This window comes from Pseudomonas sp. MWU12-2319, from assembly GCF_023242525.1.
Lineage (GTDB): Bacteria > Pseudomonadota > Gammaproteobacteria > Pseudomonadales > Pseudomonadaceae > Aquipseudomonas > Aquipseudomonas gingeri_D.
The window spans coordinates 128976-143782 of record NZ_JALJES010000013.1; the positions used below are offsets into that span (position 1 = coordinate 128976).

Below are 14807 nucleotides of genomic sequence, written 5' to 3' on the forward strand. Positions count from 1 at the left end.
CGACCACAGACTCGTTGTCAGATTGCGGCCCTCTGCACGCACCTCTCCGCGATTGGTTTGCCAGATCCCTCACGGGCAAATGCGGAGAAAAAGCGCAGGTCTTCCCAATCAAGCAAATTGAACCCCAGGCAGAGGCATGGGGGGACCGACGCACGAGGATAGCGATCAAAAGTTCGCCGGTGTGTTGGCGCTGATGATCTCGGCTTCATCCTGGCCGATATTGCGAAAACTATGGGGTAGCGTCGTCGGAAAGTAATACCCGTCCCCGGCCGTCAGTACGCTGATCTTGCCGTCCACCGTCAGCTCAATCGTGCCGCGCGTGACCAACCCGCACTCCTCGCCGATGGCATGCACGATCGGCTCTGCCCCTGAGCCTGCCCCGGGGGCGTACTGCTCGCGCAACATGCGCATTTGCCGACCAGGCACCTGGGCACCGACCAGCAGCAACCTGAGTCCGTCACGGCCCAGATCAGGTTGTTCGTTGGCGCGGAAGATATAGCGCTGCTCCTCCACGGGCTGATCGAAGGAGAAGAAGTCCGCCAAGGTCATGGGAAACCCCTCGAGGAGTTTTTTCAGCGAACTGACCGAGGGGCTCACGCGATTTAATTCGATCAACGAAATCGTTCCATTGGCCAGGCCACTGCGCCTGGCCAGCTCCCGCTGGGATATCTTGTAACTTTCTCGCACAAGCTTGAGTCGTGAACCGGTATCCATGACAGCCCTATTCAGAACCTGAGGGTTGCGAGGGGCGGCCTGCTGGTGTCGTACGAAAATATTTCCGCGCCCCCAAATTGTCGCCTGATTAGACCATGTTTGCAGGCGCGGAACCTAGCCGCCCGAGTCATGTCATGGTTCGACGAGCGGCATATGCAGACGCTACAGCCCGGCGCTTTCGTCAGGATTGTTGGGGTTTGCTCTCTTCCTGCCACAATAAGTCGGTGTCTTTGAACCTGTAGCGCTGGACAGGCACACGCGTACAGATCCGGTCCTTCTGCAACGGATCACTCAGGTCCACGAGTTTGGGTGTTATATGGACATTCAAGACCGGCACATAGAACAGCTTCACCTTGGGGGTCAAGAGCGAATGACTGTTCTGTTCAACAACAACGCCAATGCGGCCACTTTTCAGTTGAACAAGCGACCCCACGGGATAAATACCCACGCACTTCAAGAAAGCCCGAAATACTTCATCGTCAAAGTGCCCTTCCCACGATGACATTTTCTGGACCGCAACGGCTGGATCCCAGCCCTCGTTATAAGCACGATCGGAGGTGATCGCGTCATAGACATCACAAACAGCGGCCATCCGGGAAAAGAGGCTGATCTGCTCACCAGCCAATTGATGCGGGTAGCCCTGGCCATCGAACCTTTCGTGATGGTGCAGGCATACATCCACAACCATTTCGCACACCTGCGAGGTGGCCGACAGTGTTTTTTCTCCTTCCAGAGGGTGGGTACGAACCAACTGCAATTCCTCGTCGGTCAATCGCCCGGGTTTGTTGAGGACAGCGCCAGGGATGGCCATTTTTCCAATATCGTGCAACAGGCCGGCGAGCCCCACTCTGCGGATCAATGCTTCAGGCAGGCCCAGTTGATTGCCCAAGGCAATCATCAGGGCGCAGACGGCAACCGAATGCATATAGGTGTAATCATCAAGACTTTTCAGACGAGCCAGGCTGATAAAGGCGTCCGGGTGACGCAAAATCGAACTGGAAATGTCATCGACAAGTGCACCGATGCTTTCCAGTTCCAGGGCACGGCCCATGCGCGCGTGCCTGAACATCTCAACCACGGCGGCGCGGGATTTTGCGCAGAGGCTCCTGGCGGCAACCAGCTCGTCGTTCATCGCTATTCGCGGGGGCTGCGGGGAACTGGAAGCGTCATGGGGAGAGGCTGAGGCTGATAAAACGCTGCTGTCTGGCGTTTCACTGGCGCACCCCATCACGCAATCAACTTCCAACTCGGAGTGAGTGGGTCGATCCCTCCAAAAAGGCCTTGCCTCGCTGTCGGGCGCCGCCTGACAGAACTCATGACATTTCAACATGACCTGCCCTCGTTGAATTTTATTCTATGGCACTTCTAACAGTGTCAAAGCCGGGGTAGGTCATGCCTTTTCGCCCACCGCCGCTCTCTCGGTCGGGGCATCTCCTTGTCGGCGTACCGACATCTCGACTGCCTGGGAAAGATACTGGCCCAACAATGGCACCCTCACCATCGGTGAATCCCTATTCCGGGATAGGAACAACGGAAACAGGGTAGGAAAATCCCTACACCACCGTGAAAATCCGCTTATCGACAAGCTGTAAATCATTATCGAATGTATACAGATGGGGGACACCGGTCGCCAACTCGTAGTCGATTATCTGTTCCGGCGTCATTTTCTCGATGTGCATGATGATGGAACGCAGGGAGTTTCCGTGGGCGGCGATCAACACGCTCTCACCGTTCTGCAGATGCGGGACAATTCGCGCCTGATAGTAAGGCAGGGTTCTGGCCGCGGTCATTTGCAGACTCTCGCCATTGGGAGGCGGAATATCGTAGCTGCGGCGCCACAGGTGCACCTGTTCCGCGCCGTAATGCTGGCTGGCCCAGTCTTTTTGCAGGCCTTGCAGATCGCCGTAGTAACGCTCGTTGAGCTTTTCCGAGACGTGGATTTTCAGTTCGTTCGCATCGCCGTCGGTCGGCATGAAATGCTCATACCACTCACTGCTCTGTTCATGCACCCGCACATATTGATCGCAATGGCGATTCTGCCTGAGGATCTCATACAGGCTGTCCTGTGCCCGTAACAGGGTGGAGGTAAAGGTCACATCAAAATGCTCCTCCCTCAGCAACGCCCCCGCCCGTTGCGCCTCAAGCACGCCCTGCTGGCTGAGCGAAACATCCACCCAACCGGTAAACCGGTCTTGCAGGTTCCAGATCGACTGGCCATGCCTGACCAGGAACAACCGGCTCACGATGCTTGCCTTTGCGCTTTACCCTGTCGACTCATGATGTATCTCCCAAAACGGTTCTACGCTTTGCGATTGAGTGAGAGGCGCTTCTCCACCGCCAGGACATGCTGGGTCGTAGCCAGTACGGCGTCCGGATTGAGACTGATCGAGTCGATGCCAATCTCCACCAGATACTCAGCCATCTCAGGATAGTCGGACGGCGCCTGTCCACAAATACCGGAGTGGCGACCATTGCGTCTGGCCCCCTCCACCGCCAGGCGAATCATCTGTTTCACACCCGGATCGCGCTCATCGAAATCGAAGGCGACGATTTCCGAATCGCGATCCACGCCGAGCGTCAACTGGGTCAGGTCGTTGGAGCCGATGGAGAAGCCGTCGAACAATTTGGCGAAGGCGTCGACCTGGATGACATTGTTGGGAATCTCGCACATGACGTAGACCTCCAGCCCGTTTTCTCCGCGCTTGAGGCCATGGACAGCCATCGCTGCCAGGACCTTTTCGCCCTCCTCGACCGTGCGACAAAAAGGAATCATCAACTTGACGTTAACCAAACCTATCTTATCGCGCACCCATTTCATGGCCGCGCACTCCAGCGCAAAACCTTCGGCATAGGCAGGATGGGTATAGCGGGAGGCGCCACGAAACCCGATCATCGGGTTGCCTTCCTCCGGTTCGAAACAATTGCCCCCCAGCAGCGTCGCATATTCATTGCTCTTGAAGTCGCTCATGCGCACTACGCAAGGTTTTGGATACACCGCCGCCGCGATGGTGGCGACGCCTTCGGCCAAGGTCTTCACAAAAAAATCCGTGGGGTCCTTGTAGGCAATACTCAAGGCGGCGATCTTTTCACGTGTTACGTCATCCAGCTTCTCCGGATGCGCGAGCGCCATCGGATGGACCTTGATGTATTCATTGATAATGAATTCCATACGCGCCAGGCCAATGCCATCTACCGGTAGCGAGGCAAGACTGAAAGCCTGGTCGGGATTACCCAGGTTCATCATGATCTTTGTTTTAGGATGTGCCAGCTGACTGAGATCGATCTGTTGAATGTCAAAACCCAGAAGACCTTCATAGACGTTCCCGGTTTCGCCTTCGGCGCAGCTGATGGTAATCGGCGTGCCGGTTTTGATCTCGGCTGACGCGTTCACGGCGCCCACGATGGCGGGAATGCCCAGTTCACGCGACACGATAGCCGCGTGACAGGTACGGCCGCCGCGGCTTGTCACGATCGCCGCGGCGGTCTTCATGACAGGCTCCCAGTCCGGCGTGGTGCTATCCGAAACCAGTACTTCGCCCGGTTGAAAGTCGCTCAGGTGCCTGGCATCGTTGATCACCCGCGCTTTACCTGTACCAATTCGGGTACCGACCGCCTTGCCCCTGAGCAGGACTGTCGATTTTTGCTTGAGGTGATAGATTTCGAGCAGATTACCTTTTTTTTGCGACTCGACCGTCTCCGGCCGTGCCTGCACCATATATAACTGACCATCGATCCCGTCTTTGGCCCATTCCATATCCATGGGCTTGTAAACACCGGCTTTGCTCGAATAGTGGTTTTCAACCTTGATGGCATAGTCGGCCAACACCATCACCTCTGCATCGGAGATGCAAAAGCGGGTTCGCTCCTTGCTGGGCGTATCAATGTTCCTGGTGTATTCCACCGCGATATTGCTGCTGTTGAGCGTGTCGGTGAAAACCATCGTTTTTTCCTTGCTGCCCAGGCTGCGCTTCAAGACGGCACGATAGCCCTTGAGAAAGCTGGGTTTGTGCACATAGAAACCATCGGGGACCACCGTACCCTGCACGACATTCTCGCCAAGCCCCAGCGCGGCATTGATGAACACGACATCCCTGAAGCCCGTTTCCGTGTCCAGTGAGAACATCACGCCACTGGCGCCTATATCGCTACGCACCATTTTCATGACCACGACAGCGAGATAGACCTTGTAGTAGTCAAAGCCATTGTCGTATTTGTAGTGAATGGAGCGGTCGGTAAAGTTGGAAACCAGGCAGCGTTTGTAGGCATCGAGCAGGGCATCGTCACCGGTGACGTTGAGATAGGTGTCGTTCTGTCCGGCGAATGAGGCCTGTGGCGAATCTTCGGCCGTCGCCGAGGAGCGCACCGCCAAGGAAATGTTTTCGCCGTACTCCTGTTTGAGTTGGGCATAGCTTTGCAGTATCGCCGCCTGCAAATCTCCCGGCAGCGCACAGCCGTATACAATCGCCCTCGCCTTTTCCCCCCGCGCCTGCAAGTCTTCGATATTGTCTGGATCAAGTCCATCAAGTGCCGCATGCAGGGGCTGCCAGGCCTTATTGTGCTCAAGTACATAACGATAGGCCTCAGAGGTAATGGCAAAACCGTTTGGGATGCGCACCCCCTCAGCGGCCAGGTTCTGGTACATCTCTCCCAACGACGCATTCTTGCCGCCGACCAACGCGACATCGTTAAGGCCCAGCTCTTTGAACCAACGGATATGGCTATGGGAATGCGTCACGATGTCTCTCCATTTGATGGGGAAGAGTTTTGTCGGCAGCTCGTGCAGCCATGGGTTACGGATTGGGAAGATTCCCGGACCGCGCTCGCTGCTGCGGCACCCAATTAAGGCAGCGGCACCTCCACCCCTGCCCTCAACAACTTAAGATAAAGCTGGCTATAGGGTTTTACCGCCTGGTCCCAGTTGAACGGTACAGCCATGGCACGGCAGCGCATGGCATTGAGCAGTCGGGGATTGGCGAACACCTTGATCGCCCGCGTCAGCGCCGCGGTATAGCTTTGCAGCGTCGCGTCTTCGAACAGAAAACCGGTCACGCCATCTTCAATGGTGTCAGCCAACCCGCCGGTCCTACGGGCCACCGGCAAGGAACCGAAGCGCTGGGCGTACATCTGGCTCAGGCCGCAGGGCTCATAACGCGACGGCATCAACAAGAAGTCGCTGCCGGCAAACAGGCGGCGTGCATCCGTTTCATTGAACCCGATATGCACGCCGATCCGCCCCGGAAAACGCAGGGCCAGTTCGCCAATGGCCTGCTCTTCCTGCGGTTCGCCACGGCCCATGATCGCAATTTGTCCGCCCTGATTGACGATATGCTCGGCAGCACCGATGGTCAGATCCAGGCCTTTCTGGAAAACCAGCCGCGATACCACGGCGAATAGAGGTCCCGTGCAAGCTGCAAGCCCGAACAAGCCGCGGATGTAGTCCGTGTTGATTGCCTTGCGCTGCCATTCGTTCGGGGCAAACCGACAAATCAGGTGCTCGTCGGTTTGCCCATCCCAACTGGCGTCGATTCCATTGGGAATCCCGCTGAGCAGCCCTTGCCTGGCTTTGCTTTGCAGAAAGCCTTCCAGGCCACAGCCAAAGGCCGGCGTGGTGATCTCCCTGGCGTAGGTCGCACTCACGGTGGTGATGTGACTGGCATACGCCATGCCCGCCTTGATAAATGAGAGCTTGCCGTAAAACTCCATGCCTTCGGCCCCCAACGCGTGGTCAGGAATACCCAGTTCGCGGCTGCTGCCGGTGCTGACCATGCCTTGATACGCAAGGTTGTGAATGGTGAAAATGCTCGGTGTGGACTGACCACGCCAGCGCATATACGCCGGAGCCAATCCGGCGGGCCAATCGTGGGCATGCACCAGTTCCGGACACCATGGGGTTCTCACCGCGCCATTGGCGAAGTCAGCGGCGGCAAGGCCGAGACGGGCGAAGCGGATATGGTTATCAGGCCAGTCACGGCCGTTGTTATCGACATAGGGTGTGCCTTCACGTTCGTACAGCTCGGGGCAGATCAACACATAAATGACCAACCCGTCCTTCGTGTCCATCCGCCCGATCTTGCACGGCGGCAAGGCCGCATGGCCCCCCAGTTCGCCGACGATATGGATCGGGTTATCGCTGGCAAGCACCTGCGGGTAACCGGGAATCAGCACGCGGACATCGTGCTGATGGCGCATGGCTCGCGGCAGCGCGGCCGATACATCGCCCAGCCCGCCGGTTTTCACCAGATCAGCCAGCTCCGAAGTCACGAACAGAATCTTTCTTCTGTGAGTCAGGCCAGTGGTACTTGGTAGAGAAGTCAGCAGTTGCAGTAATGGAGCACCCGTCGAAGCGCAGACCGGTAGAGGGGTCAGCTCGCTGGCAGGCAGGTTGAAACGCTCTCCCTTACGGGAGGTGACTGCAACGCCCATGATTTTTCCCTTCCGCTATCAAGTCGGTAGAACGTTGTTGTGCTGCCAGTATCCGGAGCCCTTGCCAGGGAACTCTGATCTTGATCAACAAATGGTTATCTATTGATCAGCAAACGCCAGGACAGCACACACGCGCAAGACACGACATCGGGATCGACCTCAACAAGGCATTGTTGATTTAGCTCAATGATTTTCCGGGGCTCAGGCGTAGAAGAGATTGACGGGTTCTCGCGACCCTCCCCCGTGCATCAGCCAGAGGACACCCTCATGAGCGATTTGAGTCTGCGCAATACCATAATGGAAGAGCTTGAGTTCCACCCCGAAATCGACGCCGCCAATATTGGCGTGGCGGTGGACAACGGTGTTGTCACGCTCTCCGGTCATGTCAAAAGCTACGCTCAGAAAGTCAGCGCCGAACAGACGGTTAAAAGCGTCAGGGGCGTTCGCGCGGTGGCGGAAGAAATACAGGTACGGCTGGCCAAAGGCGCCGGCATGGACGACGACACCATCGCCAACCGCGCCTTGAATATCATCACCTGGAGCTCCGATATTGCCGAAGACGCCGTCAAGGTCATTGTGCAGAAAGGCTGGATCACCCTGGAAGGCGAAGTGGACTGGCAGTATCAGAAAGAAACCGCTGAACGGGCCGTGCGCAAGCTGTCCGGTGTGCTGGGTGTGAACAACCAGATCACCCTGCGCGCGCGGGTGGACGTTGTCGATATCCAGCAACGCATCGAAGAAGCCCTCAAGCGCAATGCCGAGCTCGATGCCAAGGGCATTCACGTCGAGGTCGATGGCGATGTCGTGAAGCTCGAAGGCAAGGTTCATCTATGGCGTGAACGCCAGTTGGCCGCCCGGGCAGCCTGGTCGGTGCCCGGCGTGAGAAAAGTACAGGATCACTTGCTGATTGCCTGATTCAATCGCCCGGAGGACAGCCATGCCGGATGCAGTCGTTCACTTGAGCCGTATCAGCATCGAGTTCAGCCAGGAATGTGGCGTCCCGGTGGTTGGATGCTTATGGGCAACCCCATGAACAACATGGCCGGCGTCGCGAACCTGGGGGTCATCGTGTCAGTACGGGGCAGCGTCGTCGATATTCACTTCGAGTCCCTGCTTCCGCCGATACACTCGCTGTTGCATGCCGGAGTGGACGGCAAGGTTTTTATTGAAGTCTTTGCCCAGCTCGATGCACAACGGGTGCGTGGCATCGCCCTGACCCCCACCCAGGGACTCGCCCGGGGTATGCCGGTCGCGGATAGTGGCGGGCCGCTATTGGCCCCCATTGGCAAGGAAATCCTGTCACGGATGTTCGATGTCTTCGGCAACGCCATCGACCGGCTGCCGGCACCCGAGGTGAATTGGCGCAGCGTGCATTGCCCACCGCCCCCGCTCGCGCACCGTACGACCCAATCCGAAGTGTTCGAGACCGGCGTGAAAATCATCGACGTCCTGATGCCACTGGAACGCGGCGGCAAGGCCGGGTTGTTTGGCGGTGCGGGAGTCGGCAAGACAGTGCTGCTGACCGAGATGATCCACAATATGGTCGGCCAGCGCGAAGGGGTCAGCATCTTCTGTGGCATTGGCGAGCGCTGTCGCGAGGGCGAAGAGCTTTATCGCGACATGAAGTCGGCCGGCGTGCTCGACAACATGGTGATGGTGTTCGGCCAGATGAACGAGCCACCGGGTGCCCGCTTCCGGGTCGGCCATGTGGCGCTGACCATGGCCGAGTATTTCCGCGACGATGAACACCGTGACGTGCTGTTGCTGGTCGACAACATCTTCCGCTTCATTCAAGCCGGCATGGAAATCTCCGGGCTGATGGGGCAGATGCCCGCCCGCCTGGGCTATCAGCCTACTCTGGGGACCGAGCTGGCCCAACTGCAAGACCGTATCGCCAATACCGACTCCGGTGCCATCACCTCGATCCAGGCGGTGTACGTCCCGGCGGACGACTTCACCGATCCGGCCGCGATGCACACCTTCTCACACCTGTCGGCGTCCATCGTACTTTCGCGCAAACGGGCCAGCGAGGGGCTCTATCCCGCCATAGATCCACTACAGTCAAACTCGAAGATGGCGACGCCCGGGGTTATCGGCACGCGACATTACGCACTGGCCCAGGAGATCCGCCGTACGCTGGCGCAATACGCCGATCTCAAGGACATCATCGCCATGCTCGGCCTCGAACAATTGTCGAGCGAAGACCGCAATGTGGTGGCGCGTGCACGCCGGCTGGAGCGTTTTCTCACCCAGCCGTTTTTCACCACGGAACAGTTCACCGGCATGCAGGGCAAGCTGGTCAGCCTCAAGGACGCCCTTGACGGCTGCGAGCGTATCCTGCGGGACGAGTTCAAGGATGTGCCGGAGGCGGCGTTGTACATGATTGGCCGTATCGACGAAGCCATGGACAAGCACGTCCCGGAGGTGGGAAATGCCCTCAACCCACATGCATCTTAAGATTCTGCTGCCCTTCAAGGTCTTCGCCGAGGAGCACGAGGTCCTGCGCATCGTTGCCGAATCACTCAGTGGCGCCTTTGGCCTGCTGCCCAACCGGCTCGACTGCGCCGCGGCCCTGGTGCCGGGCATCCTGACCTATGAAACGAGGGAGGGAGGCGAAGTCTGCCTGGCGGTCGACGAAGGCGTGCTGGTTAAAACCGGTGGCGAAGTCCTGGTGTGCGTGCGCGATGCGATCGGCAATATGGACCTTGCGCAGCTGCGCCAGGTGATCGAACGGGAGTTCCTCAGCCGGCACGAGCAAGAGCAAAGCGTTCGTTCGGCCTTGGCTAAACTGGAAAGCAGCTTCATTCGCCGCTTCGCCGCCCTGCATCATGAGTGACGACGAGAAAAAGCCGACACCCGGCGAAAAGGCCTTCAGCCAGCAAGTCGGCAGCAAGGCGGCCCGCAAACTCAAGGCTCAACGCCACAGGACGCGGACCGTCTGGTCAGGCCTGGGGATGATGGGGCTGATCGGCTGGTCGGTGGTGATTCCCACCCTGCTCGGCGCGGCCGCCGGCCTGTGGCTGGATGGGCGCTACCCGGGCGGGCGCTCATGGACGCTGGCACTCATGGCCGCCGGCCTGGTGCTGGGCTGTTTCAATGCCTGGCATTGGGTCGCCAAGGAAGAGCGCGAAATACACGAACAGGAGACCGATGACGATGAATGAACTAAACCTCTTGGCGCCCCTGCTGGCCGGTGTGGTGCTGGGTGTCGTGTTTTTTGGCGGCCTGTGGTGGACGGTTCGGCGGGCGATGGCGTCGCCGTGGGTCGGCCTGTGGTTTTTTGCCAGCCTGCTGGTGCGTACAACCATCGTGCTGGTGGGCCTCTACCTGGCCTGCGGCGACACCTGGCAACGCTGGCTGGCCGCCTTGTCCGGCTTTGTCGTGGCACGCCTGCTCATTATGCGGCTCTCGCGCCCGGCAGTGGTGAACCTGGAGGGTGACCATGCACCTTAGTCCGGACGACATCGTGCTGTGGCAATACGGCCTGTTCAAGATCAACGCGACCATCGCCTTCACCTGGGGCCTGATGCTGGTGCTGACACTGGGTTCCCATCTGATCACCCGGCGTCTGGCGACAGGGCTGGAGCGCAGCCGCTGGCAGAACCTGCTGGAAATTGTCGTGACCGGCATCGTCACGCAGATCGGCGAAGTCGGCCTGGTCCAGCCGCGCAAATACCTGGGGTTTCTCGGTACCCTGTTCCTGTTCGTGGGAACGGCCAGCCTCTTCACCATCGTGCCCGGCTACGAGCCACCAACCGGCTCCCTGTCGACCACCGCGGCACTGGCTATTTGCGTGTTTATCGCCGTGCCGTTGTTCGGTATCGCCGAAAGCGGCCTGGCTGAATACCTGAACGCCTACCTGAAACCGACGGTGATCATGCTGCCGTTCAATATCGTCAGCGAATTGTCGCGCACCCTGGCACTGGCGGCCCGGCTGTTCGGCAACATGATGAGCGGCACGATGATCCTGGCCATCCTGCTGACCATCACCCCCTTCATCTTTCCCGTGCTCCTGAGTGCCCTGGGACTCTTGACCGGCATGGTCCAGGCCTACATTTTCAGCATCCTGGCGGCGGTCTACATCGCCGCGGCAACCCGCTCGCGCAAATCACCCAGAACCCCTGAACCTGCCTCAACCACATGACCCCCCGGAAGGCGTGACCATGGACAGCATGACAATTATCGCAGTGGCCTCGATCATTACCTCGGGCCTGACCATCGCCATCGGCAGTATCGGCCCGGCGCTCGGCGAAGGTCGCGCGGTGGCCACCGCGCTCAGCGCCCTGGCGCAACAACCCGACGCATCGGCCACCATTACCCGCACCCTGTTTGTCGGCCTGGCGATGGTCGAGTCGGTGGCCATCTATTGCTTCGTCGTCTCGATGATCCTGATTTTCGCCAATCCATTCTGGAGCCACGCCATCGCCCAGGTCGCTGGAAAGTAGATCATGCTTATCGACTGGTTCACTGTCGGCGCACAGATCCTCAACTTCCTGATTCTGGTCTGGTTGCTCAAGCGCTTTCTCTATCGTCCGATACTCAACGCCATCGACGCCCGTGAACAGCGTATCGCCAGGGAACTGGCGGACGCCGACGCGAAAAAAGCCGAGGCCGGACAGGAGCGTGAAGCATTCCAGCGCAAGAACGCCGACTTCGACAGGGAACGCGCGGCATTGCTCAGCCAGGCAACCGACGCGGCGAACAGCGAGCGCCAGCGTCTGCTGGATGCCGCACGCCAGGAAGCCATCAACCTGGGCGCTCGGCAACAGGACAGCCTGCGCAGTGAGGCCCAGGCCCTGCACCAGGAAATCTTTCGCCGTACGCAACAGGAGGTCTTCAGCATTGCGCGCAAGGCATTGAGCGATTTGGCCGGCGTGACGCTGGAAGAGCAAATGGTCGCCACTTTCATAGAGCGCCTGCGGACCCTGGGTTCAGATGAAAAGCAAAAGCTGGCCGGCGCCCTGCGGAACAAGGCCCTGCCGATAGTCGTGCGTAGCACCTTCGGGCTATCGGCGGCGCATCGCGCCAGCCTCGAAGCCGAACTCCAGGCACTGCTCGGAAGCGCCACCCAGGCCCGTTTCGAAATGGCTCCGGAGCTGGTCAGCGGCATCGAGCTGTGCACCGACGGACAAAAGGTGGCGTGGAGCATCGCGCACTACCTGACGGAGTTGGAAAGCAGCGTCGGCGATCTGCTGGCGGTCAATACCCCGGCCAAGGTTCTCTCCGACAAGGAAGCCCCCCATGCCCGATGAACGGCTGGAGAATGTCCTGGAGCAGACCTTTGCCCGCATACGGGAGGCGACCGAGGCGTTTGTGCCGCCGCTGGCCCCCCGAGAGATCGGGCAGGTGCGCAGCGTCGCTCCGGGGATCGCCAAGGTGAGCGGCCTGCCCGGTGTCGGTTTCGAGGAGGTGCTGATATTTCCGCACGGGATCAAGGGCATCGCCTTCAATATCGACGAAGATGAAATCGGCGTGGTCCTGCTCGGCGACTACTGGGAGCTGCAGGCCGGCGACCCGGTCGAGCGTGGCGGGCATGTCGTCGATGTGCCGGTCGGGGAGGCGCTGCTGGGACGCACCATCGATCCGACAGGACGCCCCCTGGATGACCTCGCGCCGCTACCGCCAGGACCGCGCCTGCCGCTGGAACGACCGGCCGCGCCGATCATGGACCGGGCTCCGGTCAGCGTGCCGCTGCAAACCGGCATCAAAGTGATCGATGCGCTGATTCCGGTCGGGCGTGGACAACGGGAACTGATTCTCGGCGATCGGCAGACCGGCAAGACGACCATTGCGCTCGATACCATCATCAATCAGCGCGACAAGAACGTCATTTGTGTCTATTGCGCCATTGGCCAACGTGCTTCCGGCGTCGCCAAACTTATCGACACGCTACGGGAAAAGGGCGCCCTGCCCTACACCGTGGTGATCGTCAGCGAGGGCAACAACGCCCCCGGGCTGGCCTATATCGCCCCCTACGCCGCAACCAGCATTGCCGAGTACTTCATGGAACAGGGCCGCGACGTGCTGGTGGTCTACGACGACCTGACCCAGCACGCGCAAGCCTATCGGGAGCTGTCACTGCTGCTGCGCCGGCCCCCTGGGCGTGAAGCCTTTCCTGGCGATATTTTCTATATCCATTCGCGTCTGCTCGAACGCAGCACCCATCTGCGTCCGGAACTCGGCGGGGGTTCGCTGACCGCCTTGCCGATCATCGAAACCGCCGCCCAGGACATTTCCGCTTATATTCCGACCAATCTGATTTCCATCACCGACGGCCAGATCTATCTGTCGCCTTCACTTTTTGAACTCGGGGTACTGCCGGCGGTGGATGTCGGCAAATCGGTTTCACGGGTCGGTGGCAAGGCGCAAAGCGCCGCCTACCGGGCCGTCGCCGGCGACCTGAAGCTGGCCTACGCCCAGTTCGAGGAACTCGAGACCTTCGCCCGCTTTGGCGCCCGCCTCGATGAAGCCACCCGCAAGCTGATCGAGCATGGCCGGCGTATTCGCGCCTGCCTCAAGCAGCAGGAGTTCTCCCCCCTGTCGACCTCCGTGCAAATCACCGTCTTGCTGGCCTTGACCGCGGGACTGTTCGATCCGGTACCGCTGACCCGGATGGCGGATGCCGAGCAGGCCGTCCGGGCCGCAGCCGCCACGCTTCCCGCCGCGCTCGGCGCGAGCCTGGCAGGCACCGATAAACTGAGCGATGCCGACAAACAGCTGATGACCGAACTCGCCAGGCAGGCCGTGGCGCAATTCCTGGCGACGCCCGATAACCCGGTGTCGTCATGAGCGACACCGGCGCCAGCCTGCGGCGCAAGATCGCCAGTGCCGGCGATCTCGAATCCGTGGTGCGCACGATGAAAGCGATGGCGGCGTCGAACATCAGTCAATATGAGAACGCCGTGCGCTCGCTGGAGGACTATGACCGAACGGTGCAACTCGGCCTGCTGGCCTGTTTCCGCCAGCGCCAATCCGGCGCTTTGGGCCAGCGCAAACAGCAGGACCCGGGGACGGTCTGCGCGGTGGTGTTCGGCTCCGATCAGGGACTGGTCGGCCAGTTCAACGATGCGCTCGCCGAGTTTGTGCTTGAAACACTGGATCCACTGCCAAACAGAAAAATGCTCTGGGTGGTGGGCGAGCGTATCCAATCGCGCCTTGCCGACAGCCCATTGAACACTTCCAGCCGCTTTATCCTGCCGAACGCTATCGTCGAGATCACACCCCTGGTCAGCCAGATTCTGCTTGAGCTTGAAAGCCAGCGTGAACGGGGCGAAATCGGCCAGGTCTACCTTTTTCACAACAGGCCAAAACCTGGGGCACTCTACGAATCGGTCAGCCAGCGCATGCTGCCATTGGACGATGCCTGGCAACGCCAGCTGGCCAGCAGGCCCTGGCCCACCAATAACCTTCCCGAAGTACAGCAAAACGGCGAGCAGGTTTCGCTCGCGTTTATTCGCGAGTATCTGTTTGTCTCGCTGTTCCGTAGCTGCGCGGAGTCATTGGCCAGCGAAAATGCCAGCCGTCTGGCGGCCATGCAGCGGGCGGAGAAAAACATCGGCGAACTGCTGAAAACCCTGGGGGACGATTTTCACCGACTGCGCCAGGACAGCATCGACGAAGAGCTGTTCGATGTGGTCTCCGGCTTCGAGGCCTATGACCACTGACCTGGC

The 14807-nt window shown here is 59.5% G+C and carries 15 protein-coding genes; 10 read left to right on the plus strand and 5 right to left on the minus strand.

Annotation, left to right across the window (positions count from 1 at the left end):
* Positions 1 to 165 precede the first annotated feature (165 nt).
* The 5 genes from M5C01_RS21265 to glgA form a co-directional block, all read right to left on the minus strand.
* Entirely contained in the window at positions 166 to 714 is a 549-nt protein-coding gene (locus tag M5C01_RS21265) for a cupin domain-containing protein (protein ID WP_103498179.1), read from the minus strand.
* 181 nt (positions 715 to 895) lie between these two features.
* Positions 896 to 1846: an HD-GYP domain-containing protein gene (locus tag M5C01_RS21270; RefSeq protein ID WP_305123121.1), complete on the minus strand. Its 951-nt coding sequence runs from the start codon at positions 1844 to 1846 to the stop codon at positions 896 to 898.
* 421 nt (positions 1847 to 2267) lie between these two features.
* A complete protein-coding gene (locus M5C01_RS21275; protein WP_178129935.1) occupies positions 2268 to 2957 on the minus strand; it encodes a 2,3-bisphosphoglycerate-dependent phosphoglycerate mutase in 690 nt (229 codons plus the stop codon).
* A 56-nt stretch (positions 2958 to 3013) separates the two neighbouring features.
* Entirely contained in the window at positions 3014 to 5449 is a 2436-nt protein-coding gene (gene ppsA / locus M5C01_RS21280) for a phosphoenolpyruvate synthase (protein WP_178129934.1), read from the minus strand.
* A 104-nt stretch (positions 5450 to 5553) separates the two neighbouring features.
* Positions 5554 to 7140, minus strand: coding sequence for a glycogen synthase GlgA (gene glgA / locus M5C01_RS21285; protein WP_178129940.1), 1587 nt, complete (start codon positions 7138 to 7140; stop codon positions 5554 to 5556).
* 264 nt (positions 7141 to 7404) lie between these two features.
* Here glgA and M5C01_RS21290 point away from each other — a divergent pair, with 264 nt between their 5' ends.
* From M5C01_RS21290 to M5C01_RS21335, 10 genes are all read left to right on the plus strand, one after another.
* Positions 7405 to 8052: a BON domain-containing protein gene (locus M5C01_RS21290; RefSeq protein WP_103498175.1), complete on the plus strand. Its 648-nt coding sequence runs from the start codon at positions 7405 to 7407 to the stop codon at positions 8050 to 8052.
* Positions 8053 to 8166: 114 nt separating this feature from the next.
* Positions 8167 to 9594 carry a F0F1 ATP synthase subunit beta gene (gene atpD, locus M5C01_RS21295; protein WP_152740784.1) on the plus strand — a complete coding sequence of 476 codons (1428 nt, stop codon included), beginning with the start codon at positions 8167 to 8169 and terminating at the stop codon, positions 9592 to 9594.
* Entirely contained in the window at positions 9584 to 9973 is a 390-nt protein-coding gene (locus M5C01_RS21300) for a F0F1 ATP synthase subunit epsilon (protein ID WP_152740889.1), read from the plus strand. The genes atpD and M5C01_RS21300 overlap by 11 nt, the downstream gene beginning before the upstream one ends.
* The gene (locus M5C01_RS21305) at positions 9966 to 10301 is read left to right on the plus strand and encodes an AtpZ/AtpI family protein (RefSeq protein WP_103498173.1); all 336 of its coding nucleotides are present in this window, start codon (positions 9966 to 9968) and stop codon (positions 10299 to 10301) included. Before M5C01_RS21300 ends, M5C01_RS21305 begins: the two co-directional genes overlap by 8 nt.
* Positions 10294 to 10590 carry an ATP synthase subunit I gene (locus M5C01_RS21310; protein ID WP_152740783.1) on the plus strand — a complete coding sequence of 99 codons (297 nt, stop codon included), beginning with the start codon at positions 10294 to 10296 and terminating at the stop codon, positions 10588 to 10590. The genes M5C01_RS21305 and M5C01_RS21310 overlap by 8 nt, the downstream gene beginning before the upstream one ends.
* Positions 10580 to 11281 carry a F0F1 ATP synthase subunit A gene (locus M5C01_RS21315; RefSeq protein ID WP_103498171.1) on the plus strand — a complete coding sequence of 234 codons (702 nt, stop codon included), beginning with the start codon at positions 10580 to 10582 and terminating at the stop codon, positions 11279 to 11281. Before M5C01_RS21310 ends, M5C01_RS21315 begins: the two co-directional genes overlap by 11 nt.
* A gap of 19 nt (positions 11282 to 11300) precedes the next feature.
* Complete coding sequence (locus tag M5C01_RS21320) at positions 11301 to 11582, plus strand: F0F1 ATP synthase subunit C (protein WP_100943204.1); 282 nt, start codon at positions 11301 to 11303, stop codon at positions 11580 to 11582.
* A 3-nt stretch (positions 11583 to 11585) separates the two neighbouring features.
* A complete protein-coding gene (locus tag M5C01_RS21325) occupies positions 11586 to 12389 on the plus strand; it encodes a F0F1 ATP synthase subunit B (protein WP_152740782.1) in 804 nt (267 codons plus the stop codon).
* Complete coding sequence (locus tag M5C01_RS21330) at positions 12379 to 13926, plus strand: alternate F1F0 ATPase, F1 subunit alpha (RefSeq protein ID WP_152740781.1); 1548 nt, start codon at positions 12379 to 12381, stop codon at positions 13924 to 13926. The genes M5C01_RS21325 and M5C01_RS21330 overlap by 11 nt, the downstream gene beginning before the upstream one ends.
* Positions 13923 to 14801 (plus strand): F0F1 ATP synthase subunit gamma, encoded by an 879-nt coding sequence (locus M5C01_RS21335; protein ID WP_152740780.1) that lies wholly within the window; start codon positions 13923 to 13925, stop codon positions 14799 to 14801. The genes M5C01_RS21330 and M5C01_RS21335 overlap by 4 nt, the downstream gene beginning before the upstream one ends.
* Positions 14802 to 14807: the final 6 nt, after the last annotated feature.